Annotated in this window: 19 protein-coding genes; 1 reads left to right on the forward strand and 18 read right to left on the reverse strand. The window is 44.4% G+C overall.

Going from position 1 to position 22728, the window contains the following annotated elements:
• The first annotated feature begins 710 nt into the window (after window positions 1-710).
• The gene (locus tag DOT_RS14570; protein ID WP_139024214.1) at window positions 711-2810 is read left to right on the forward strand and encodes an LTA synthase family protein; all 2100 of its coding nucleotides are present in this window, start codon (window positions 711-713) and stop codon (window positions 2808-2810) included.
• Between the two features lie 473 nt (window positions 2811-3283).
• Here DOT_RS14570 and DOT_RS14575 read toward each other — a convergent pair whose 3' ends face one another.
• The 18 genes from DOT_RS14575 to yqfD form a co-directional block, all read right to left on the reverse strand.
• Window positions 3284-4342 carry a hypothetical protein gene (locus DOT_RS14575; RefSeq protein ID WP_009620225.1) on the reverse strand — a complete coding sequence of 353 codons (1059 nt, stop codon included), beginning with the start codon at window positions 4340-4342 and terminating at the stop codon, window positions 3284-3286.
• Entirely contained in the window at window positions 4339-5304 is a 966-nt protein-coding gene (locus tag DOT_RS14580) for a zf-HC2 domain-containing protein (protein WP_009620227.1), read from the reverse strand. The genes DOT_RS14575 and DOT_RS14580 overlap by 4 nt, the downstream gene beginning before the upstream one ends.
• On the reverse strand, window positions 5304-5816 hold the full coding sequence (locus DOT_RS14585) for an RNA polymerase sigma factor (RefSeq protein ID WP_009620228.1): 513 nt from the start codon (window positions 5814-5816) through the stop codon (window positions 5304-5306). The genes DOT_RS14580 and DOT_RS14585 overlap by 1 nt, the downstream gene beginning before the upstream one ends.
• A 265-nt stretch (window positions 5817-6081) precedes the next feature.
• Window positions 6082-8736 carry a pyruvate, phosphate dikinase gene (ppdK, locus tag DOT_RS14590; RefSeq protein ID WP_009620232.1) on the reverse strand — a complete coding sequence of 885 codons (2655 nt, stop codon included), beginning with the start codon at window positions 8734-8736 and terminating at the stop codon, window positions 6082-6084.
• Entirely contained in the window at window positions 8729-9550 is an 822-nt protein-coding gene (locus DOT_RS14595) for a pyruvate, water dikinase regulatory protein (protein WP_009620234.1), read from the reverse strand. The genes ppdK and DOT_RS14595 overlap by 8 nt, the downstream gene beginning before the upstream one ends.
• A 187-nt stretch (window positions 9551-9737) precedes the next feature.
• Window positions 9738-10379: a helix-turn-helix transcriptional regulator gene (locus DOT_RS14600; RefSeq protein WP_009620236.1), complete on the reverse strand. Its 642-nt coding sequence runs from the start codon at window positions 10377-10379 to the stop codon at window positions 9738-9740.
• Between the two features lie 114 nt (window positions 10380-10493).
• Window positions 10494-12569: a glycine--tRNA ligase subunit beta gene (gene glyS / locus DOT_RS14605; RefSeq protein WP_009620239.1), complete on the reverse strand. Its 2076-nt coding sequence runs from the start codon at window positions 12567-12569 to the stop codon at window positions 10494-10496.
• Window position 12570: 1 nt separating this feature from the next.
• Complete coding sequence (gene glyQ, locus DOT_RS14610; RefSeq protein ID WP_009620242.1) at window positions 12571-13461, reverse strand: glycine--tRNA ligase subunit alpha; 891 nt, start codon at window positions 13459-13461, stop codon at window positions 12571-12573.
• Between the two features lie 143 nt (window positions 13462-13604).
• A complete protein-coding gene (locus DOT_RS31415) occupies window positions 13605-13760 on the reverse strand; it encodes a hypothetical protein (protein ID WP_207637046.1) in 156 nt (51 codons plus the stop codon).
• 112 nt (window positions 13761-13872) lie between these two features.
• On the reverse strand, window positions 13873-14337 hold the full coding sequence (locus DOT_RS14615; protein WP_009620246.1) for a DUF4342 domain-containing protein: 465 nt from the start codon (window positions 14335-14337) through the stop codon (window positions 13873-13875).
• Window positions 14330-15115, reverse strand: coding sequence for a DNA repair protein RecO (gene recO / locus DOT_RS14620; protein ID WP_009620248.1), 786 nt, complete (start codon window positions 15113-15115; stop codon window positions 14330-14332). The genes DOT_RS14615 and recO overlap by 8 nt, the downstream gene beginning before the upstream one ends.
• A gap of 53 nt (window positions 15116-15168) precedes the next feature.
• The gene (deoC, locus tag DOT_RS14625) at window positions 15169-15813 is read right to left on the reverse strand and encodes a deoxyribose-phosphate aldolase (protein ID WP_192807817.1); all 645 of its coding nucleotides are present in this window, start codon (window positions 15811-15813) and stop codon (window positions 15169-15171) included.
• Window positions 15809-16723, reverse strand: coding sequence for a GTPase Era (era, locus tag DOT_RS14630; RefSeq protein WP_009620252.1), 915 nt, complete (start codon window positions 16721-16723; stop codon window positions 15809-15811). Before era ends, deoC begins: the two co-directional genes overlap by 5 nt.
• An 814-nt stretch (window positions 16724-17537) precedes the next feature.
• Window positions 17538-17981, reverse strand: a complete 444-nt coding sequence (locus tag DOT_RS14635; protein ID WP_009620254.1) for a cytidine deaminase — start codon at window positions 17979-17981, stop codon at window positions 17538-17540.
• A gap of 86 nt (window positions 17982-18067) precedes the next feature.
• Window positions 18068-18454, reverse strand: coding sequence for a diacylglycerol kinase family protein (locus tag DOT_RS14640; protein ID WP_040412310.1), 387 nt, complete (start codon window positions 18452-18454; stop codon window positions 18068-18070).
• Window positions 18455-18570: 116 nt separating this feature from the next.
• A complete protein-coding gene (ybeY, locus tag DOT_RS14645; protein WP_009620258.1) occupies window positions 18571-19044 on the reverse strand; it encodes an rRNA maturation RNase YbeY in 474 nt (157 codons plus the stop codon).
• Window positions 19045-19154: 110 nt separating this feature from the next.
• Window positions 19155-21407, reverse strand: a complete 2253-nt coding sequence (locus tag DOT_RS14650; protein WP_083824122.1) for an HDIG domain-containing metalloprotein — start codon at window positions 21405-21407, stop codon at window positions 19155-19157.
• A gap of 64 nt (window positions 21408-21471) precedes the next feature.
• A complete protein-coding gene (gene yqfD, locus DOT_RS14655) occupies window positions 21472-22692 on the reverse strand; it encodes a sporulation protein YqfD (protein ID WP_009620262.1) in 1221 nt (406 codons plus the stop codon).
• Between the last annotated feature and the right edge of the window lie 36 nt (window positions 22693-22728).

A 22728-nucleotide genomic window follows, 5' to 3' on the forward strand; every position in this document is an offset into this window, starting at 1 on the left:
TAATTTCTTAATGGGTAAAACGTTCTTTAAGATAATAATCAGGAATCATTAGCTACAAATTTTGAGGATTAAGAGTGATGCTCCTTTCTTACAAAATGTTTGTTGAGAGAACTAGCAACTCTTTTAGTTTAATATCTGAATCTTACCTGTCACGTTTATGTAAGTAAAAAAAGCTTTTGTCAATAAAGAAAATATTAAGAACGTTTGGAAACCGTTTATATTGCAATTTAAAAAGGCTCAAAGAGCCTTTAGTATATTTCAAGTCTCGTGTTGTTCCAGAAAAATCAAGGGTCGACACACCGTGACCCTTGATTCCAATAAGATATAAATCACAGATTGCCCATTGTTGTGATCATCTTGTACTAAAAATAGGGGTACTGACTTAAAATCATTTAAGTCAGTACCCATTTCTCCTAGCCATTTTTATAGTACTAATTTATTAGACCTAAGAGAACTGCCCATCTTAGTATCCTAGAATATATTTCTGTGATTTGGGTGAAATATATGATAGATATCTTGAACCACAAATGTACAAATGTATATGTTTTACCAAATTCAAGTTCAATGTTGTTACCTCCCTCCATCACTTTTTGCAGAGTTCACATAAAAATCAGAAACTCTTTACAACTTCTTAAAACCAAAGCCAAGAAATCGCTTCAACCATTTGTTACAATAGATTTATTTGGAAAATCTTATTTGGAGGCTTTGAGATGCGTTTATCACTATTTCGAACAGATAAAAAAACTAAAATAGTCCCAACAATCTACTCAAAGTTAGAATCCGTTATCACTCTCATGCTGATAGTCCCCTTCATTGCTTTATGGGCGTTAGAAGTATTTTATACTGGCGACTTTTCCGGTGTAATCGCCTGGATTAAAGGATACCCAGAAGAATTTATACTCACCTATATTATCCTGTTTGCTTCTATTAACATCTTTTTTGTTTTACCAAGGAGAGCTTATCTTACAATCTCTAGCTTAATTATCGCGGGTTTTTCAGTCCTAGGTTATATTAGCCGACAAAAGTTGTTAATCAAAGGTTCTCCCCTTGTACCTTCTGATTTCTTTTTGACCAAAGAAGCTGTTGAGATCGCCGGAAACTTCAAAGGGATTTATACGACCATTGGGGTTATACTGTTTACATTTCTTTGCTTATCCTTGTTTATTTTAAAGGTTATTCCCAGGGAAAAAAATAAACCGCCACAGAAAATTGCCGTATTTTCCGTATTGGCCCTCCTGCTTTTCTCAGTTTATAACTTTTTCGGGCCAATTCAAAGTGCCTTTTCTATTCAACTGATTAATTATAGCCAAGCGCTAAACTACGACCAAAACGGCATGATTCTCGGGTTCCTTCTCGACGCCAAAAATCAAAAAGTCAACAAACCAGCAGATTACCAGTCAGAGACAATTAACCAGATTGTCCAAAGCAATAAAGCAACTTACTCTACTAATTCTGACTTTAAACCTAATATCATTTTTGTAATGAGTGAAGCCTTCTGGGACCCTACCCTTATGAAAAACGTAACTTTCAGTGAAGACCCTATTCCTTTCTTTCATTTGTTGCAAAAAAGTCAAACGAGCGGGACAATGTTGTCGGCCGTTTACGGCGGAGGCACGGCGAACACAGAATTTGAAGCCTTGACAGGGTTCTCGACACAATTCTTACCTAACGGTTCAATTGCTTATTCACAGTATATCAATCGACCAATTGAAGCCCTACCCGCAATCTTAGAAAAACAGGGTTACGCAACATCTGCGATTCACACTTACGACAACTGGTTCTATGGAAGAAATAACGTCTACAAAGAATTAGGATTTGATAAATTTATAAGCAAGGAATTTTTAGATAACCCTCAGTATCACGGAACGTATATTAGTGATAGCGAACTAACCAACCAACTCCTAAACGAGCTTAACGAAACTAGCAACCCTGATTTTATTTATGCCGTTTCCATGGAAGGCCACGGGCCGTACTCCGCGCAGGAAGATCCCAGTAATACAATTAAAGCAACGGGCACGAACCTGACACCCGAAACTCAAGCAATTTTGGACAATTATGCCAACACAATACACGATGTCGATAAATCACTTCAACAACTCATTGAAGGTCTGCAAAAAACCAACCAACCGACAATGGTAGTCTTTTATGGGGACCACTTGCCCCTCCTTGGTGACAATTATGACGTGTACAAAGACGCAGGATTTATCACTGACGGAAATTCTTATCAAGATTATCTCAATTTGCACAGTGTTCCGTTTGTAACCTGGAACAACTTTTCAACAACTGTTAATCACGATTTGCGTATGTCAGCTAATTTCATGGGTGCATTTGCTTTGCAGATGGCTCAAAAACCCGGCAGCGCTATGACCGATTATCTTTCGAATCTTATGAAAGGTGGTTCTGACGCAGTTATCAACCCGCCCTATCAAACTAACGAGAAAATGACTGAGGACCAATTAAGCCAGTATAAAGACTTACAGTATGATTTACTTTTCGGAAATGAATACACCTATCAACTTGAGCCTGACCACAAGCCTTCAACGAATGACCACTATATTCAGGGTGACGCCTTACCGCAAATCTTAAGTGCCGAGTTTTCCGATGGAAGTGTAATCATCCAAGGCACGGATTTCGTAACAAATGACAAAGTGTATATTAACGGGAAAGAAGCTAAAACCGCCTATGTAGGTCCAACAACCCTGAAGGCTGTCATGCCTAATGAAGGTAACAAGAAAAATACGATTCAAGTAAAACTCTTGGATAGTATGAACAAAGTAATTTCACAGTCTTCCCCCTATTTAATGAACTAAAAATAGCAAGGCATTCTGTTTTGGAGTACCTTGCTATCATTTTATACAGCTGTTTGATCTTCAATCTGGCTAAATGGAGAAGGTTGAACAATATAAAAACAGGGTACTGCCTTTATACCTTAAAGACAATACCCTTCCTTTTTGAACTCATATTTTTGTTCTTTAAGTTTGACACACAAGGCTTTATAAATTTTATTGTTCTAACTTATTGGTCTTTGTTGATTACAGCCGCTTAGGCTACCACTATCATAAAGGACCAATCACTATTTTCACTATTATGGAACACATCTTATAACCATTGATATTAACGGGTTATAGATGCATTCCACCTCACATTTTTTCTGCGTTATGAACTCGTACAGCTAAAGCTGAACATCGACTTACCGTCCCATTCCTTGCGTAAAATCGAAAAGATCTCTGATCAAGCACACTGAAAAATGTCATTCTGTTGTTGAATAAATTCTCGCTCTACACTATGCCACTATATCATCCAAATCTACTTGATAATACGCACCCTCAAACATCAAAGTCCGGGTTCGTTTATCATAAACCATAAAGTTTTGACCCGTATTTTCACTGGAACCCGCTTGCCAAAGCTCTATACCATAAATATTTGTTTCCTCCTGGGGAACCCATTCCTTTAAAGCCTCTTTTATCCGTTTAACTCCTTCTGTATCCTGATGGATTAAATTCTCAGGCCTTAAAGAATCAACTAATATTTGAAAATCCTCAGGAGCCAAAAACCTTTTCTTTTCTTCAGCCCCATTTTCCCTATTTATTGTCATAGAATTTATAACTCTAGCCTGGTCATAATTATTAATATCGGCTGATTCCTCAAATGCTTCTTTTAATAAATTCTCAAGCTCATGATTACTATAGTAAGCTATTCTTCCTCCTGCAACATGTTCCTCAAATATACCCTGGCCATACCTTAATATTTTTGAGTACCAATTACCATCTATCTCATAACGAATCCACATTGTCAGATAGGAAGAATCCATTCTTTGTTCTTCGCCGCTAACTACCTCTTTTAATTCCATTTCCCGGATTCCTTTCCCAAAATCATCTAATAAAGACTCTGTGACGGAAATGGATTTGGCTACACCACTCGCTGATGATGTACTAGCAGCAAACATAAGCGAATCGCCTTCCCTATCTGTTTTGATTGTGATTTCCTTAGGGGTAGTACCTTCTGCCTTGTTCACCAAACTTACAGCATGTACTCTAAAGATACCTGCAATCACCAAGGGCACTATAACCAACAAAGAAATTGCTATTAAGTAGCTTTTTTTATGAAGCTTAAAGCTCCTTTTTTCCAACACAACCTTAAATAATAGATAAGCCAATATGGCAAATATTGCTGCTCCCATAATATTTACATAAATATCCGGAAGGTGGCGATCGTTAATTGGCGGTAATATTTTCAATAGATTGTTTCGAATAAGACTGTGCAAGAGGGAAAAACTCAAGTAATACCCTAAAAAACCTGCCCCCAATACTGTGATAATTTTATCCCGTAAAACTTTAGTCATTTTTTCCCACCTCCTAATACTTCATTGATATATTCCAGCTTTTCAGGTGAAATCCGATAAGCACTGCCATTTCTCACAATCATTTCACCACTAACCCTGTCCAAGTAAATGGGAATTGTTCCTCCTCCGGAAAAGTCTACCAACATTTCGTAACCATCTTTCTCCTGAGGATAGATCTTTCTTTCAATTTCCTTCGCTTTTGAGATTATAGTCACTAGCTTAGAATATTTTTCATCTCTTAAAGCATCTTTGTCAATTCTTACCAACCAAGAGGTGCTATTTTTTTCTGCTATATATACAGTCATGGCTTTAATCCCCTCAAGGTTCTCAATTTTGCCTAGGGCATAGTTATATGTGCCGTAAAGAATACCTGTCCATACCAAAAAAATAATTGACCAGATTGCAAGGAACTTAATAATATTTTTGCGGCGGAAAACCCGTTTATCACTCAAGAAATAACCAATAACTACAGCAATAAATGATGCAATGATAGCCGGTGTTACGGTAGTTGCCAAACATTCAAGGACAGGGTGGTAGGGGAAAAAGCCCATCGCCCCTTGATAAAAATAATCCGTCCTTCCTCCAAATGATAAGCCATTTCCCGCGAAAAAAATACCCAGAGCAAACTCCGCTAATTTATAAGGCAAAGCCATAATTGCTTTTGTTAAGAGAAAACCATCCCTGGTATAAAACCTGGAAAACGACCCTATGATAAATCCCAACAAACCATATAGGGTAATTCGTCTCATTCCTTTTATCCGGGCCTTTATTCTACTAACTAAGACTTCGTCTTCCACATCCAATGGCGTTATTTCTAAACTCAGCTTATTATCAAGATATTTATCTAATTCTTCCTGACATTCCGCGCAGCTCTCTAAATGTTTTTCCATGGTATCCATCTCCTTTTGGGGGAGTTCTTCTTCTAAATAGTCTTTTATTTTTTCTATATATAAACAGGCCATTAGAGTTCCTCCATTTCTTCATAAATTCTCTGAAACTCTCTTCTTCCTCTATAAACACCCACTTTAACAGTGTTTAACTCCATTTCCGTAATATCGCTTATTTCTTTATAGGATAGATTTTGAATATCCCGAAGGATTAAAAGCATCCGATATTTTTGACTCATCTTATTTAAGGTTTTTTCAATAAGCTCCTTGGTTGCAGTATTAACTGCATATTCTTCCGGGCTCATCCCCTTATCCTCTAATTCCTTAGCAAAAAGTTCGATACTTTCAATCGCCACTTTCCTTTTTTGGGCTCGAATATAGTCAAGATATGCATTCTTGGCTATTCTATAAATCCAAGTCTTAAAGCTAGACCTGTTCTCAAATCTGGCAATATTTAAGTATACCTTTAAGAAAACATCCTGGCATATTTCCTCAGCTGCCGGCCTATCTCCGGCAAGATAAAATATATAAGAAAATATGGGATTTTTGTATTTCTTATATAAAGCAGAAAATTCAGCATCCAACATGAATCTTTCCTTTCACTGGTTACCGGTAAACCTCTTTCACAATTATAGACTGTTTGTATATTAAAAAGTTACACAAAAAATAAAGTACTATCTCCTCAAATCACAAAGGGATAGCAGAGATTTTGACTATTTTAAGCTTTCCTACAAAACAAGGGTGCTGTCACTTAATCGTATTAAGTGACAGCACCCTTGTTCTGATTTTTTATGGGGCATGCAAAGCCCTAGTATATAAGACTTTGCATGCTTCACCAATGCTATTTATGCCTTACTTCGATTGGTCTTTGTTGCTTACAGCTGCCTGAGCGGCAGCCAACCGTGCGATAGGCACGCGGAACGGGGAGCAAGAGACATAATCCAAGCCAACGATATGGCAGAATTCCACGGAGTTTGGTTCTCCACCGTGCTCTCCACAAATCCCTAAGCCGAGAGCTGGGTTTGAGCTCCGACCAAGTTTCACAGCCATGTCGACGAGCTTACCAACCCCATTGCGATCGAGCACTACAAATGGGTCTGAGCTAATGACTTTCTTTTCCAGATAGGTTGGGAGGAACGTACCTTGGGCGTCATCACGGGACAAGCCCATTGTCATTTGAGTCAAGTCATTCGTTCCGAAGGAGAAGAAGTCTGCTACTTTTCCAATTTCATCGGCTGTAAGGGCAGCACGTGGCACTTCAATCATTGTTCCCACTTTATAGTGGATATGAACGCTCTGTTCGCGCATAACATCTGCCGCAGTGTCATCCACAAGCTTGCGCATCATCAGGAATTCTTCTACGCCAAAGATGAGCGGGATCATGACCTCCGGATGGATGTCGTAGCCTTCTTTGACAAGACGAGCACTGGCTTGGAAAATAGCCCGGGCTTGCATAACTGTAATTTCAGGGTAGGATACGCCCAGACGGCAACCACGGTGACCCAGCATTGGGTTAAGTTCAGAAAGCGCCCGAACTTTGCGTAATAAACTCTCTTTTTCACGTAAAGAATCAGAGTCCTCTTTAGTAATTTTCAGCTTCGTAATCTCGACAATCAACTCTTCAGAGTGCGGGAGAAACTCGTGGAGAGGAGGATCCAGTAAGCGAATGGTCACAGGCAGTCCTTGCATCGACTTCAAAATACCATAGAAGTCCTCTTCTTGCATTGGTAAGAGTTTTTCCAGGGCCACTTCGCGCTCTTCGAGAGTTTGAGCAAGAATCATTTGTTGAACAATCGGAATCCGTTCCGGGTCCATAAACATGTGCTCGGTCCGAGTTAACCCGATCCCAACGGCTCCGTAATCCCTGGCGTTCGTCGCTTCAGTTGGGGTATCGGCATTAGCCATTACTTTGAGTCTGGAAATCTCATCGGCCCAATCCAGGAACTCTTTAAAATCTGCACTCAGTTCCGGATCCACCATTGCCACTTCGCCCTTGATCACTCGACCGGTTGATCCGTCGATAGAGATGATTGTGCCTTGCGGATACTCTACTCCGTCAATACTAAAGAGACCCAAGCTATAGTCGATCTTTAAGGCATCACACCCGCAGACAGCTGGCTTGCCCATATGACGGGAAACAACAGCTGCATGACTTGTCATACCGCCCCGACTCGTTAAGATCCCTTTGGCAGCCAAAATACCACGGATATCATCCGGTGTAGTTTCTGTTCGAACTAATATTATCTTTTCTCCGAGTTCCCCTTGGCGTTCTGCCTCTTCTGCACTAAAGACAATTTTTCCGGAGGCAGCACCAGGTGAAGCGGGGAGCCCTTTGGCCAGAACTTGAACTTTGGCAGCATCATCCATGCGACGATGTAATAAGTGGTCTAATTGTTCCGGTTCGATTCGCATAATCGCTTCTTCTTTAGTGATTACACCCTCGCGGAAAAGTTCCACCGCCACCCGAATTGCTGCCGAAGCCGTCCGTTTGCCATTGCGAGTTTGCAGCATATAGAGTTTACCGCGTTCAATGGTGAATTCAATATCTTGCATATCCCGATAATGAGATTCCAGGCGTTGGCAAATATCCGCAAACTGTTGGTAGATCTCTGCATTTTCCTGAGCCAAAGTAGCAATCGGCTGTGGTGTCCGGATGCCAGCCACCACATCTTCCCCTTGAGCATTCATCAGATATTCCCCGTAAAGAGCCTTTTCGCCAGTCGATGGGCTGCGAGTGAAAGCTACCCCGGTTCCTGAGTCAGAACCCATATTTCCAAAGACCATGGACTGGACGTTCACGGCTGTCCCAATATCATGAGGAATATTATTGATTTTCCGGTAAACATTCGCCCGGTCATTATTCCAAGAACGGAAAACTGCCAAAACCGCGAGTTCTAACTGAACTCGAGGATCCATAGGAAACGGCTTGCCTGTTTTACGTTCAATTTTTTTCTTATACTCACTTACCATCCATTTAAGACTTTCTGCCGAAAGTTCGGAGTCAAAATGAACCCCTTGCTTCTCTTTAGCTGTCTCCAAAATCTGTTCAAAATTGTAATGTTCAACCTCTAAGACAACATCTCCAAACATTTGGATAAAACGGCGGTAACAATCCCACGCAAAACGCTCGTTCTGGGTATTCTCCACAACTGCTCCCACGGTATCATCATTTAAACCTAAATTAAGAACAGTATCCATCATGCCCGGCATTGAGAACTTCGCCCCAGATCGGACTGAAACAAGCAACGGATTTTTCTTATCTCCAAACAGTTTGCCAGTAGCCTTTTCAATCTCAGCCAAGGCGGGCCATACTTGATCCCAAGTCCCATCGGGAACATTTTCACCATTGCTGTAATACTCATTGCATGCTTCCGTCGTAATGGTGAATCCTGGTGGCACCGGCAAACCAATATTGGTCATTTCGCACAAATTGGCCCCTTTTCCCCCCAACAAGTCGCGCATAGAAGCCTTACCTTCTTGGAATAAGTAAACATACTTCTTAGTCATTTCGCTCCCCCTTAAATAATATTTCTAACACGATGCTCGCAGTCTCTTCGACCGCTTTGCCCGTGGCGTCGATAATCGGACAACCAATACGTCTCATAATACCCCGCGCATACTCCAGCTCTTGCATGATGCGCTCCAAGTTGGCGTAATCCGAGCTCGCTCCCAACCCTAAGGTTTTTAAGCGCTCTGTTCGGATCTGGTTGAGCAATTCAGGGCGTAATATTAAACCAACCACTTTCCGCGGAGAAATATTAAAAAGCTCCTCGGGAGGATTGACTTCAGGGACCAATGGGATATTCGCGGCTTTGAGTCCTTTATGGGCTAAGTACATACTGAGTGGAGTTTTCGATGTCCGAGAGACGCCAATAAGAACAACATCGGCATACAGAACCCCCCGGGAATCTTTACCGTCGTCATATTTAACAGCAAATTCAATGGCCTCCACTTTACGGAAATACTGTTCATCCAAACGATGGATAATATTCGGCGTATGGGTGGGTTCCATACCAGTTTGGCCTGAAAGAGCGCCAATCAGTGGACCCAATATATCAACGGTTTTAAGACCCTTCTCAAGAGCTTTGCTCTCCAAATAATCTCTCAGGTCTTTAAGTACAAGGGTATAAACCAAAATAGCTTGTTCAGCCAGAGCTTCTTCCATAATATCTTCTAGATGCGATTGATCCCGTACGTAGGGAACTCGACGAATCCGAGTCTTGACACCAATAAACTGTGCCGCCGCTGCCCGGCTTACAAACTCCGCTGTCTCTCCAAGTGCATCCGAAATGACATAAATCACCGGCATTTGGGTCGTCACGTCCACACCTCCGAATTTATTCGAAGTCCATCCTGACTTCAGTCCTCCGTCTCCAGGATACCATATTCTGACCTCTGGCTTCTGATCTCCGAGCTCCGGATTGCTTCAGTCCTCGGTCTCCCGTTTCCTAATTTCCGGATTCACTAGTCTGATCTCCGGCCTCTGATCCCCACCCTCTGGAAGGGAATCACATCCTCGCATTTGCAATTTCGACAAAGAGCTTCGTGACATTCGTCTTGGTAAACCGCCCAACAACCTCATAACATTCATCCCCGTTTTCGTCCACATACCCTTCCACCACGGGCAAACTATCGACTTGATGGTGGACCAATTTCTTGGCCGCACTCAAGACCGGTTCATCCGGGGTCGTCATATAGATGTTCGGCATACGCGTCATAATGACACCGACAGGAACTTGTTGCAGGTCGCTTTTACCTAAAGAGGCTTTCATAATATCTTTGCGTGAAATCATTCCTAAAAGAATGCGATCCGGTCCGACAACCGTAAGGCTCCCTACATTTTGCGTGAACATCGTAACCGTCGCTTCATAGATACTTGCAGTTTCTGCTATGGTGACTGGCATAGACTTAAACGCACAAACCCGCAACTGAAGCATCCGTTCCATGATCGGGGAAGGTCCGCTATTTTCACGGTAAGAATATCCGACACGTGGCCGGGCCTCTAAGACCCCAGACATCGTCAAAATGGTTAAATCCGGGCGGAGAGTGGCTCGCGTCAAATCCAGCTTTGCCGCAATCTTTTCACCAGTGATGGAACCTGAGGCTTTGACTATCTCCACAATTCGCTGTTGACGTTCCGTCCATTCCAACCCATTTCACCTCTTAATGTTTCTTACAAACCTAATGTGACATACTAATCGTGCTTTACAGGACAGATTATACCACATAATGTTGTTTATTGAATAGATAGTTAACATATTTTTTTACGACAAAACACTTAAATCGCCTAAACATCCCAGCATTATCACACACTGTCCCAGTAAAGCCAGTCGGTTCCGTTTCAAAGCTTCATCTTCTACCATAATCATAACCGCCTGGAAGAGGGCTTCAATGTAGGAGACCAGCTCCTCTGCTAAATAATAGGCCATCACATAATTCCCTCTCGACCGAGTCTGTTCAAAACGCTCTATACGCAAAGATATTGCATTCTCCAAAGCTATTTCAGTCGCATCAACCAACAAAGATGAGTCTATCGCTTGAGGCACTTCTTTTTTAGTTAAATTGAAGCAACGGATATAAGCTTGGAGAAAGGGAGTAAAGGTTTCTTCATTCCTTCTTTCGGAAAGCACTTGGGCTCGTTTCGCTGCACGATTAATGTCATCGCTTCCGATCGCCAAGGCCGCTTCCACTGTATCATAACGCAGTCCTTGTTCCTGTAGCACAAAACGCAGGCGTTGTTGAAAGAAATCCTGGAGCAAGGGCAAGATGTCCTCGATCGGCAATGGAGATGTCCCCTGCTCAGTGAGCAGGCGATAAGACTCACGCAAAAGTTCGGTGAGAGAAATCTCCCATTTAGAATCTAAGAGGATCGCCACAATCCCTTGTGCTTGACGTCTTAAGGCATAAGGGTCCTGAGAACCGGTGGGCTGGATTCCAATGCTGAACGCGCCAACAATTGCATCAAGTTTATCCGCAATACTGACTACACGACCGGGATCTGATGCTGGTAATCCATCGCCTGCAAAACGGGGCTGATAGTGTTCGAGTATCCCCTGACAGACCTGCGGTGTCTCTCCACTGGCTTTAGCGTAGTCCGCCCCCATAATGCCTTGCAGTTCTGGAAAATCACTGACCATCAAGGTTACAAGATCGGCTTTCGCCAAAAAAGCAGTTCGATCAATTTCTTCTTGCAAAGTTCCCTCGAAATTCAGCTTCTCAGCAATGAACCGAGACAAGCCGCGCAAACGTTCTACCCTTTGCTCGACAGTACCCAATTTCTCGTGGTACACAATCTTCCCTAATTTGGCAACTAACTCCGACAATGGAACCTTTTGATCCTCACGATAATAAAAGGCCGCATCTTCCAAACGAGCTTTCAACACTTTTTCATTTCCGGCTTTCACTGTATCTAAAGCGAAGGCATCCCCGTTGCGTACTGTAATAAAATTGGGCAAGAGTTTTCCGTCTTTAGCACGCACCGGAAAGTATCGTTGATGCTCCCGCATCGGGGTTGTAATTACCGCCTCAGGCAGGTGCATGTAGCGAGGGGCTACTGCGCCCAATAACGCAGTCGGATATTCCACAAGATGGATGACTTCGCCCAAGAGCTCCTTATCTTCAGGCACTTCGCCACCGACGTTCTCTGCCAGAACTTTAATTTGCGCTTGAATCGCACTCTTGCGCTCCTCAGGGTCAACGATAACAAAGGCTTTACGTAAGGCTTCGCAATAATCAGACGGTTGGGCTAGGGAAATAAGTTCTGTCGTCAGCGTTCGGTGCCCGCGCGAGACACGTCCTGACTTAAGCCCGACGAGCTCAAGCGACACAACTTCTGTTCCGTAAAGAGCAACGATCCAACGAATCGGACGAGCGAAACGAAAATCTAAGTCTCCCCAGCGCATAGGTTTTGGAAAATGCAAGGCATTAATGAGCTCGCTGGCGAATTGGGGCAATAAGGTCGAAGTCTCCAGCCCTATTTCCGATTTACGAGCAAACACATACGGTACCCCATTGACCTCTTGGACAAAAAGGTCTTCAACTTTTACACCTTGCCCTCGAGCAAAGCCCTGAGCAGCTTTTGTAGAGACCCCATTTGCATCATAGGCCGCTTTCACAGCGGGGCCTTTGACTTCCATCAATAAATCCTCTTGTTTTTCCCCAAGCCCCGATACCAAAAGGGCCAGGCGGCGAGGGGTAGCGAAGATTTTCATTTCCGAATAGGCCAAGCGCAGTTCAGCTAAACGTTTGCGTGCTTGTTCCTCCAACTGAGCCATCGCCCCCGGCGAAAATTTAGCTGGGATTTCTTCTGTTCCTATTTCAAGCAAAAAATCGTTCGCCATCTTACTCCACTTCCTTCACTGAATTTGTTTTGATCAGAGGGTAACCCAGTCTCTCCCGTTGCTCTACATAAGCCTGAGCACAAAGACGAGCTAGCGCACGCACCCGTGCAATATAATTTGTGCGCTCTGTGACACTGATTGCCCCGCGAGCATCAAGCAAATTAAAGGTATGGGAGCATTTCAACACGTAATCATAGGCAGGGAGCACCAATCCTTTTTCTACAACCCGCTTGGCCTCACGTTCATACATATCAAACCAGGTCTGCAAGGCCTCAATATCCGCAACTTCAAAATTGTAATGCGAGTAATCGATTTCATTTTGCAGATAGATATCACCATACGTAATGTCTCCGACCCAGGCGATATCATAAACACTGTCTTTATTTTGAATATACGTAGTCAGTCGTTCCAGTCCATACGTGATTTCACAACAAACTGGTTTGCAGTCAATCCCCCCACACTGTTGAAAATACGTAAACTGAGTCACTTCCATACCGTCTAACCAGACTTCCCAGCCAAGCCCCCAAGCCCCCAAGGTCGGAGACTCCCAGTTGTCTTCGACGAAACGAATATCGTGCTCCTTAGGGTTAATCCCTAGCCGTTCCAAGCTCTGCAGGTAAAGTTCCTGAACATTGTCAGGCGAAGGTTTCAGAATGACTTGGTATTGGAAATAATGCTGTAAACGATTGGGATTTTCCCCATATCTGCCATCTGTGGGTCGGCGTGACGGCTCAACATAGGCCACATTCCACGGCTCCGGTCCCAGGGCGCGTAGAAACGTCGCGGGGTTCATCGTCCCAGCCCCTTTTTCCACGTCATAAGGTTGGGCAATAATACACCCTTGTTCTCCCCAAAACTGATTGAGAGTAAGTATAATATCTTGAAACTGCATAGTTTTACCTCCTTAGTATTAATTTAAATTACTCAAAACATTGTCTTTTTCCAGGTTTCTTCAAAGCGGACTGCTCAATAGTCGTAGTTCCCCAACAAGTATTAGTTCCCTACCGTATATCACTTTCCTTCAGGATCTCCAGTTCAATTTTCAACAAATAAAAAAGCGCTCACCCCCGTAGCATATAAGCTACAGGGACGAGAGCTTGTTCCCGCGGTTCCACCCTGTTTGACCCCAGCAGGGTCCCCTTCGTTTATCCTGCTCAGAGCTGCCCCATCCGCTTCTCCTATTCGGCTCACACCCACCCGAACTCGCTAATAAAGAGGTTTCGCGGACTTTTCTCCCATCATCGCATCATAAAAAGGTATAGATTTAAACTATTATATTCCCAGGAGCGAATTGTGTCAAATACTATAATCCTGCATCTGCCCTATCCGAAGAAAAATTAAAAGCATCATCATCATACGAAGACTTGTCTCCAGAAGCCACTTCAAGCTCATAATGATTAATTGCTGCCCCAACTGCACCAGCCAGAGCAAGCATCCGTAAACCTGGCCTCCGCCAGATCGTATACACCAATGCCAAACCCACTGGAGCTGAAAGACTTACGATCGTATCATTATGTTTTTTCAGACTAACCGTGGTGTTATTAAAGCTTCCCAGCTTATCTTTGACACAACTCCAAATTCCCTGCCCTCGATCGACAAAGTCCCACCCGGGTTTCCCCTTACCGCGACCCTTCTCGAAGTTGTCCAAAGCCTTCACTACATCACCCTGAGCCATGCTTAAAGCCACCCGAGCCTCTTCATAGCCAATTCCCATTCGTTCGCGTAATACATCCAGCTTTTCAAGTTCTGTCCACAACGCTTCACTCAAATTCGTTCCCTTCCTTTCCGTTCGTGTGCTGCCCCACGTCATCCCGAGTTAAGCTTCCCATTCGCCAAGACTTGAGCGGCCTCTCAAATTTATACTCTAGATAAAGCCGTAGTGTCTCCAAAATTTCTTGTTGCATCCAAGCATTCCAACGCAGGCGATCAAGTTTAGTGATTTCCGCCCGAATTAATTGACGCATGAACGCAATACTACCAGCTCGAATCCATCGTCCTGAATACGTCTCTCGACACTGACCACAAAGCGTCCCACCGGCCTCCGGACTGAAAAATAAACGATCACCACTAATCTTAACCCCACACTCAGGACATTCCCCTAAATGCGGGCGATATCCCAACAACATCATTAACCGCAAAGCGTAAGCGCTGAGCACAAGAGAAGAGTTAAATTGTTCCAGTAGAAACAAACAAGTCAACGTAAGAGCAAAAAGTTCCGGGTTGGGCTGTGCCACAACCGTTGAAATGTCCAAAAGTTCAACGATACCCGTAGCCGCAAACGAGCGATCCAGATCACTCCAAAGATAAGGGAAGCTTTCCCTCGGACTGCACTGACTAACCGTATCCAAAGTTTTCCCGCGGTGGATTAGAAAATCCCCATAGGTAAACAACTGAACCCCAGCCCTCTGACGACTCTTAGGTTTACGCACCCCTTTTGCCACAGCCTGCAGCTTTCCCAGCTCACGAGAAAAAAGAGTGAGCACCCGATCCGACTCCCCAAATTCCCGACTGCGGATCACTAACGCGTCCGCATGGTAAACGGCCACGCTCTCACCCCTCTATTTTGCGTTATCTATTGTCTCTCTATACATAAAACCTATCAGCTAAGTATCGCGCTGGTCCCCAGTCGTTCCGCCCCAGCTTGGATAAGCTCAACGGCAAACTCCCTGGTCCTTATTCCGCCCGAAGCCTTAACCCTAACATTTTCCCCGACCCACGCTTTAAGATTACGTACATCCTGGACGGTCGCTCCGCCCCCGGCAAAGCCAGTAGAAGTCTTAATATAATCTGCTCCTGAGCGTTTGACAATCTCAGCCACAGTTCGTTTCTCATCTTCTGTAAGCAAACTGGTTTCAATAATAACTTTTATGAGCAATCCACAACCATGAGCCGCTGCAACCACTTGCGTAATATCACGCTCAACGGCTTCCCAATCTCCTGATTTTGCCCATCCAACATTGATAACCATATCCACTTCTTTGCCACCGTGCGCCTTGACCATAAAGACTTCCTGAACTTTAACTTCCGTAAACGTCGCCCCTAACGGGAAGCCTACTACGGCAGCAACACCAATTCCTGTTCCGCGCAAAAGCTTCGCCGCTGTCTGCACATACGTCGGGTTGACACAGACGGTCGCAAACTTATGCTGTTGAGCCTCATGACAAAGCGTCACAATATCTTTTTCTGCAGCTTGCGGTTTCAACAACGTGTGATCTGTCATTCCTGCAAGATTCAGCATACTAATCCCGTTCCTTTCCATACCCGTAATTTCGCAAACTATCCATCCGATTGCGCCAGTCCTTTTTCACCTTAACCCAAAGTTCTAAAAACACAGGGCTGCCTAATAAAGCCTCAATATCCATACGAGCCAATCTGCCAATCTCCTTGAGTTGCTTACCTCCGGCCCCGATCACAATCCCTTTCTGAGAGTCACGCTCAACCACAATCAAAGCCCGTACTTTAACCAAAGTCTTCTTCTCAGCTACCTCTTCGATCACTACCGCAATCGAATGCGGAATTTCATCGTGCGTCAACTGCAGCACTTTTTCGCGCACCAGCTCTGCCATAATAAAACGTTCCGGCTGATCGGTAACTTCATCTTCCGGATAATACATAGGACCCTTAGAAAGTTGATTAAAAATAACCTTTAACAGTTCGTCAGTATTTTCCCCTGTTTTTGCGGATACAGGAACAATAGCTTTAAAATCCACAAGGGCAGAAAACTGCTGAATTTTACGCATCAACTGCTCTTTCGACGCCAAAAGGTCAACTTTGTTCAAGACCAATACGCACGGGACCCGAGTCTGCTTGAGCATTTCAATAATAAACTCTTCGCCAGGACCATATTCAGCCGAAAGGTCCACCATATAAAGAATAACATCCACTTCACGCATGGATTCCTTGGCTTTACCGACCATATATTCCCCTAACTTATGTTTGGGTTTATGGATTCCGGGTGTATCCAGAAAGATAATCTGCCCCCGTTCCTCCGTTAGAATACACTGGATGCGATTACGGGTGGTCTGAGGCTTATCAGACATGATCAGAACCTTCTGACCTAACAAATGATTAAGCAAGGTGGATTTCCCTGCATTCGGTCTTCCTATGACAGATACAAAGCCTGAACGGAATTCATTTGATTTTGTTGAAACCAACGGTGAAGTCACTTCCCTATCTTAAAATACTTTAATTTCTTTTGTATTATTTATTACCATAACCTTTAGTGACGACGTCTATTCAGTGCAAACTTCTATAACTCGAATTTAGTGCAAGACAGTGCAAGCAGGAACGCTCTTTCTTGCGTATATCAAGAAACCAGCACTTCTCCCGCTTCCTTCAGACGGTGCATATGAAATGTGCCGTCTCCCAGGAGTTCCCGTCACCCAACATGCATGCTCAAATTCTCCAAAGCAAGACTAATCGCCTCTCCGTCCCCCAAGCCCGGGAAACAGTATGACACAAGCACGACGTCTTTACGTAAGCATGCAACCGAGAACCGTCCCTCCTCCCGCTTTCTTAGACGGTGCACATGAAATGTGCCGTCTCCCAGGAGTTCCCGTCACCCAACATGCATGCTCAAATTCTCCAAAACAAGACTAATCATCTCTCCGTCCCCCAAGCCCGGGACGCAGTATGACACGAGCACGAGGTCTTTACGTTAGCAGACCTGCAAACTTCCGTTCAAGCGACCGACCCCAAAGACGGGGCAGCGCACAAGGTCCCTTCTCGCCATCCTGGAAGAAGGGTAATCCGTGCGAAGACAGTGTCTGTTAGAAGGGTAATCCGTGCGAAAACAGTGTTTTCGTGGGTCGTCGGATGGCGCTTTTGGCACGATAGTCTCCAGTGGAGATTATCGCCGTAGGCGGGTTCTTTAAAATAATGCTATCGCCGAAGGATGAACCCCGCTCCCCAGAGCCAGGAGCTTAAACGGTTAGTTTGCTCTGCGTCGTAAGCACCGAGCGCTGTGTCTTACAAGTCGCTCACAAACTCCGGCCCAAACGCATCCGGCAAGAGCGTCTTCAACCTCGTAACCTTCGTTTTCCCCTCGCCATTTATCAAAATTACCGGGCAATCCACAGCAAACTCTCGTATCACTTGACGACATGCACCACAAGGAGAAGGAAACACATCTGTCGGCACAGCGATGGCGATTCCTTTCAGTTCCCGTTCTCCATGAGCCACAGCTTGAAAAATAGCATTTCGCTCTGCACAAACTGTTAAACCGTAACTAGCATTTTCAACGTTGCACCCACCATAAATCACACCCGACGAAAACAGTGCGGCTGCCCCAACAGGGTAGTGAGAATAGGGAACGTATGCTTGTCGGTATGCCGCCTGAGCCTGGTCAATAAGTTCTTGCAGGACCTGTGTTTCGAGTGTTTCTGTCTTAAGAAATTGATTCTTCTGATTCAAGTTCAAAACTGCTCCTTAAAATATACAAAGTTTATTAAACCAATTGTCTCATAAGATTTGAAAAAAATGTGGATATTCTCGTCTGTCTATCCTAAAAGATAACTCACGAAGCTTAACAGCCGTGGTAGAAAGACAATCACCCCTATCACCACAGCTTGAATTACTGCAACCAAAACTGCGCCAGCTGCCACGTCTTTTGCCATTCCCGCTAGAGGATGAAAGTTTGGTTGCACCAAATCCACCACAATTTCTAGAGCAGAATTCATGGCTTCTGCGCCAATAACACTACCAATTGCGAAAATAAGAATTAACCATTCAAAACGAGAAACCTCGCTCCACCAAGCACAGCATACGACGCAAATTCCTGCAACGACATGAAACTGAAAGTGACCTTGCGTTTTCCAAGTGTATATCAACCCTCGCCAAGCTTGGTTAAGACTACGCCAAAACCCTGGTTTCTGATATTTCCCCATCCGCTCCGTTTTATCCACTTCCAAACTTCCACTTTTCTATGTAAGAGTTCCATGCTCTGCTTCAGTTGAAGGTAAGCTCCTCCTTCGCCCTCACTTCGCTATAGAGAGCTTAATAGCTACACTCTTTCTAACCTCAATAAAGCCATCACTTCTTCTTCTTTGCTACGCATTTCTTGTTTATCCGGCTCTTCTTCATGATCATAACCTAACAAATGAAGCGTCCCATGAACAGCCAGGTACACAATTTCCCGTTCGAAAGAATGGCCGTATTCTTTAGCTTGTTCCCTGGCCCTTTCAGCAGAGATTACGATATCACCGAGCATATCGTCCTCGAACTCCGAATCAGGTTCCTCATCCAATTCCTCTTGCAAAGCAAACGAAAGAACATCCGTCGGGCGATCCACCCCACGATATTCGAGATTCAAGGTATGGATGCGCTGGTCATCAACCAGCATTAGGCTCACCTCCGCCTCTTCCGGCCCATCCGAAAGACGGATAGCCTCTTCAATGGCCTGACTCAGCATTGCGCTAAGCGGCTCGCGCTGGTCAAGTGAAATAGACTCTTCCTCCCAAGAAATATCCAGGATCATGCGCTTACGGGTAAACCCCATCCCTTTACACCAGATTTGGGCCACCCTTCCCTCCCTTCCAACATAAACTAGTCACCCGAAACTTAACTATATCAGTTCTACCCAAAGCTTTAAGATTTATCACTCACTGGGGGATTTTGATCATCCTGGGGAACACCTTCATCATTTTCTTCGCTGGTCTCGCTCACAGACTTCTTAGAGAGCATTCCATTTCCGTTTGCCGGCAAGTCCGGATATTCGACGCGGGAATGGAAAATACCGGTCAGAACACGCACAAAGGCCATCGCAATGCGATCTAAGTCTTGAAACGTTAAATCACATTGATCCAACTGTCCATCATTCAGCTTATCTTTAACAATTTTCCGAACAAACCCTTCGACACGTCCTGGCGTGGGTTGTTTCATAGACCGCACCGCCGCTTCTACATTGTCAGCCAAGGCCACAAGAGCTGCCTCCTTGGTCTGAGGTTTAGGCCCTTCATAATGAAAAGCCTCCTCAGGAATCTCATCATTTTCTTCAAGAGCTTTATGATAAAAGAAGCTGACTAAACCGTCCCCATGATGCTGAGCGATAATATCTTGGATCTGCTGTGGGAGTTTATTATCCTTAGCCATCTCCAACCCATCCTTGACATGGGAGGTAATAATCAACGAGCTCAAAGTCGGGGCAATCTTATCATGCGGGTTATCTTGAGTAAATTGATTCTCAATAAAAAAGTAAGGGCGTTTTAATTTTCCGATATCATGGTACATCGAACCCACCCTTACCAAGGTGGCATCCGCATGAACGGCCTCTGCCGCGGCTTCAGCCAAATTGCCCACTAAAATGCTATGATGGTATGTCCCTGGCGCCTCCATCAATAAACGCTTCAGCAACGGACGATTGGGATTGGATAATTCCAAAAGCCGAACAGAGGAAGTAATACGGAACCCCGACTCAAACCAATGCAACGCTCCCACCGTCAAGAACGAAGACGCTACCCCGTTGACAATTCCCAAGATCAGACCAACAACCCAAACCATTAAGCGCATTCCGGTGGTTAAGGCAATCCCACTGACCACCAAAACATTCATCGCAGACACAAATAACCCAGCTCGCGCCAAATCAGAACGTTGGCTCAAATGAGAGACACTATACACCCCGACAAACCCGCCAAAAAGGGCCACTAAACCTGTTTGCAGGCCAGTTGAGGTTGAAAGAGTAGGGTCCACTAAAACAGCCACAAAAAATGCTAAGACCACTGAGACAAGTAAAGCGACATCGACATCAACTAAAATCGCAACCGTCATGGTTGCCCAAGCCACTGGAATGAGCACACCCGCCAAGGCATTGTATTCAGGTCCCCCTAAATTCAAGGAAATTACTCCGCGCCCCATTGCGAGCACCAAGATCATCGTCAGCCCAATTAGAACACTGCGGTTGGTTAAACGCAGTATATCCCGTTTATATTGGTACAAATAGGCTACAATGATTCCCATTCCAATGAGGACCATCAACGCAATCCCCGACGCCATCTTCCAGGTATTAAGACTATTGATCAGCCCATATTCAACCAAGACGTGGAAAACCTTTTCATCAACAATCTCTCCCGGACCAATAATCTTTTGGTTTGTCTTGAAGTAGAGGACATCCCGTTTCACAAGAGCTCGTGCCGCAGCACGCAATTTTTCCGTAGTTTGCTCATCTACAATCAAGGTCGGCTGTGTAACTTCTTGTTCCACAAAGGCCTCAAAAAACGCTTTGGCATCATCCTGGAGTGCTGATTGATGAACGTCCAAAACAATTTTTTCGCGCAGTGACCCCACATCCACCTCGGTCCGCGCCCCGGAATTGACATTGCGCGCATCGCTTAAGATAATGTCTCCACCAATCTGTTTAACTGCACTTAAAACCTCTGGAGAGGCCTTTAGCAGCGAAGCCAACACCTCATCTGATAAGACAGCAAACGGCTTCGTTTGCTTTAATTTGCTGACAAGTTCATTCGTGTCCCCTGCGGTCGTCGCCGTAGTACTCAAGGTATTGAACGCTTTCCCCAGATCATTGGTTAGCTCGGTCAAATATTCATCATCAGGCTTATACACTGGTTGAATAGCTTTCGCAGCAGCTTCCAGGTCTTTAGAATATTTCTCTGTATCTTCAATGTCCTTGCTCCACGGCGCAGTGATGAGCTGAGGACTAGGTTCCCCTACTTCCAAATGGAGTTTAGAAACAAATAAGCCTAAAGATAAAAGAACCGCAAACAACAGAAAATACATCACCCCAACGATAGCACGTAGCCAGTTGGTGTGATGTCTAAGCAAATCCAAACGGCTGGATAACCCCTCCCAAATCTTTCTAACCCTTCTAAACTTCAATACCATCATCCTTACTTCATCAGTGCCTTACCTTTTCAGCACGCTCTATAAACTGCATAACCGGTCTATTTTCTCAAGGATTGGCATATACCGCCAAATCTTCGTAGGTTTCCACCTCAACTCTAACCCGTTCTGTCTTAGAATTACTCGAAAGAACCTTCACATTTTCTTCCACAATCACAACTCCAGGCGCGATCTCCTTCTGGACTTCAATCCGAGCCTTTTCTTCAGCCAATTGACGTGCTTCGGCAACAGACCGTTCAAGGTGCACATTATGGAGTTCTTTATAGTTTACTCTTATACCTTCGACAGGGAAACGCCAATTCCTCCAGGGCTGTACGTATTGAACGAGCACTTCTTTTTCAGTTTGCTCAAACGGAGAATCCGGTGTTGTTACCATTATGACGCGAGAGCCAAATTTTATACCCCATCCTGCAGCAACTCTTCCGCTTTCCTCGATTTTATCCTCTACTAAAGGAATTTGTGCTTCGGCACTATACCACACTCGTGCCCGTACAAACCCTCTGGCTGCAGAGGCTTGGGGAACTGGCTTAGAACTATTCGACTTGTTCGCTTCAGAATTCTGAGCAATCGGCGTACTTGGCAGGCCCGGATTTGGCGCCTGCGTAATTAGAACTTGACCAGCCCTGACGATTTCTCCTTCATGAACCATAGGAGTTCCTTGAATTACCATTATTTCTTTGACAAGCCCTGCATGGCTAGCAACCAGATTACCCGCTTCTTTAGGAATGGATGGACGTATTTTCTCTGATATTTTAATCTTAACGCTTGTTCCACTGCGTTCCACACCAATCCAAGCCGCATCCGGCAATTGTTCTTGAAGCACTTTGGCAATCTGATTCAAATCTAAATTTTTTGAGTAAGTCCAAGTTCTAAGCCCTAATTTTTCTGCCCTCTCTAAAACCTCTGAAGACTTAACATTCTTGTTGCCCGACACAGAAATGGACAACACAAGTTGCGATAAGACTGTTAATACCATGGCAATCACGACGATCCCTGTCAACAGGCCCTTTCTGTGCCACCAACGTTTGGCAATAAAAGGCCAACCATATTTTGCTATGATATGAACCCTCGTATGAGTTCTGTGAGCAGCCTTTCGCAAGCGCCGAAAATCCGCTAACTTAATTTGTGCCCGCATCCCTCGCTCTGATTTTTGAATATGGTGAAGAATCACACCGTCTTTTAACACTTGATTCAGGAAACGTGAAAGCTGGTCTCCCCTCGCGAGGAAAAAAATCCGTCCCTGCCAAAATATCCGTAACCATTCAAACATTACTGTATCTCCTCTCCTCTATCCTGAATATAGCTA

The organism is Desulfosporosinus sp. OT (assembly GCF_000224515.1).
Lineage (GTDB): Bacteria > Bacillota > Desulfitobacteriia > Desulfitobacteriales > Desulfitobacteriaceae > Desulfosporosinus.

Bases quoted from the DNA above. Each gene is read 5' to 3' on its own strand.
- DOT_RS14570 (WP_139024214.1), top strand. From the start codon at position 711: ATGCGTTTATCACTATTTCGAACAGATAAAAAAACTAAAATAGTCCCA.
- DOT_RS14575 (WP_009620225.1), bottom strand. From the start codon at position 4,342: ATGACTAAAGTTTTACGGGATAAAATTATCACAGTATTGGGGGCAGGT.
- DOT_RS14580 (WP_009620227.1), bottom strand. From the start codon at position 5,304: ATGGCCTGTTTATATATAGAAAAAATAAAAGACTATTTAGAAGAAGAA.
- DOT_RS14585 (WP_009620228.1), bottom strand. From the start codon at position 5,816: ATGTTGGATGCTGAATTTTCTGCTTTATATAAGAAATACAAAAATCCC.
- ppdK (WP_009620232.1), bottom strand. From the start codon at position 8,736: ATGACTAAGAAGTATGTTTACTTATTCCAAGAAGGTAAGGCTTCTATG.
- glyS (WP_009620239.1), bottom strand. From the start codon at position 12,569: ATGGCGAACGATTTTTTGCTTGAAATAGGAACAGAAGAAATCCCAGCT.
- glyQ (WP_009620242.1), bottom strand. From the start codon at position 13,461: ATGCAGTTTCAAGATATTATACTTACTCTCAATCAGTTTTGGGGAGAA.
- DOT_RS14640 (WP_040412310.1), bottom strand. From the start codon at position 18,454: ATGGGGAAATATCAGAAACCAGGGTTTTGGCGTAGTCTTAACCAAGCT.
- ybeY (WP_009620258.1), bottom strand. From the start codon at position 19,044: ATGATCCTGGATATTTCTTGGGAGGAAGAGTCTATTTCACTTGACCAG.
- DOT_RS14650 (WP_083824122.1), bottom strand. From the start codon at position 21,407: ATGATGGTATTGAAGTTTAGAAGGGTTAGAAAGATTTGGGAGGGGTTA.
- yqfD (WP_009620262.1), bottom strand. From the start codon at position 22,692: ATGTTTGAATGGTTACGGATATTTTGGCAGGGACGGATTTTTTTCCTC.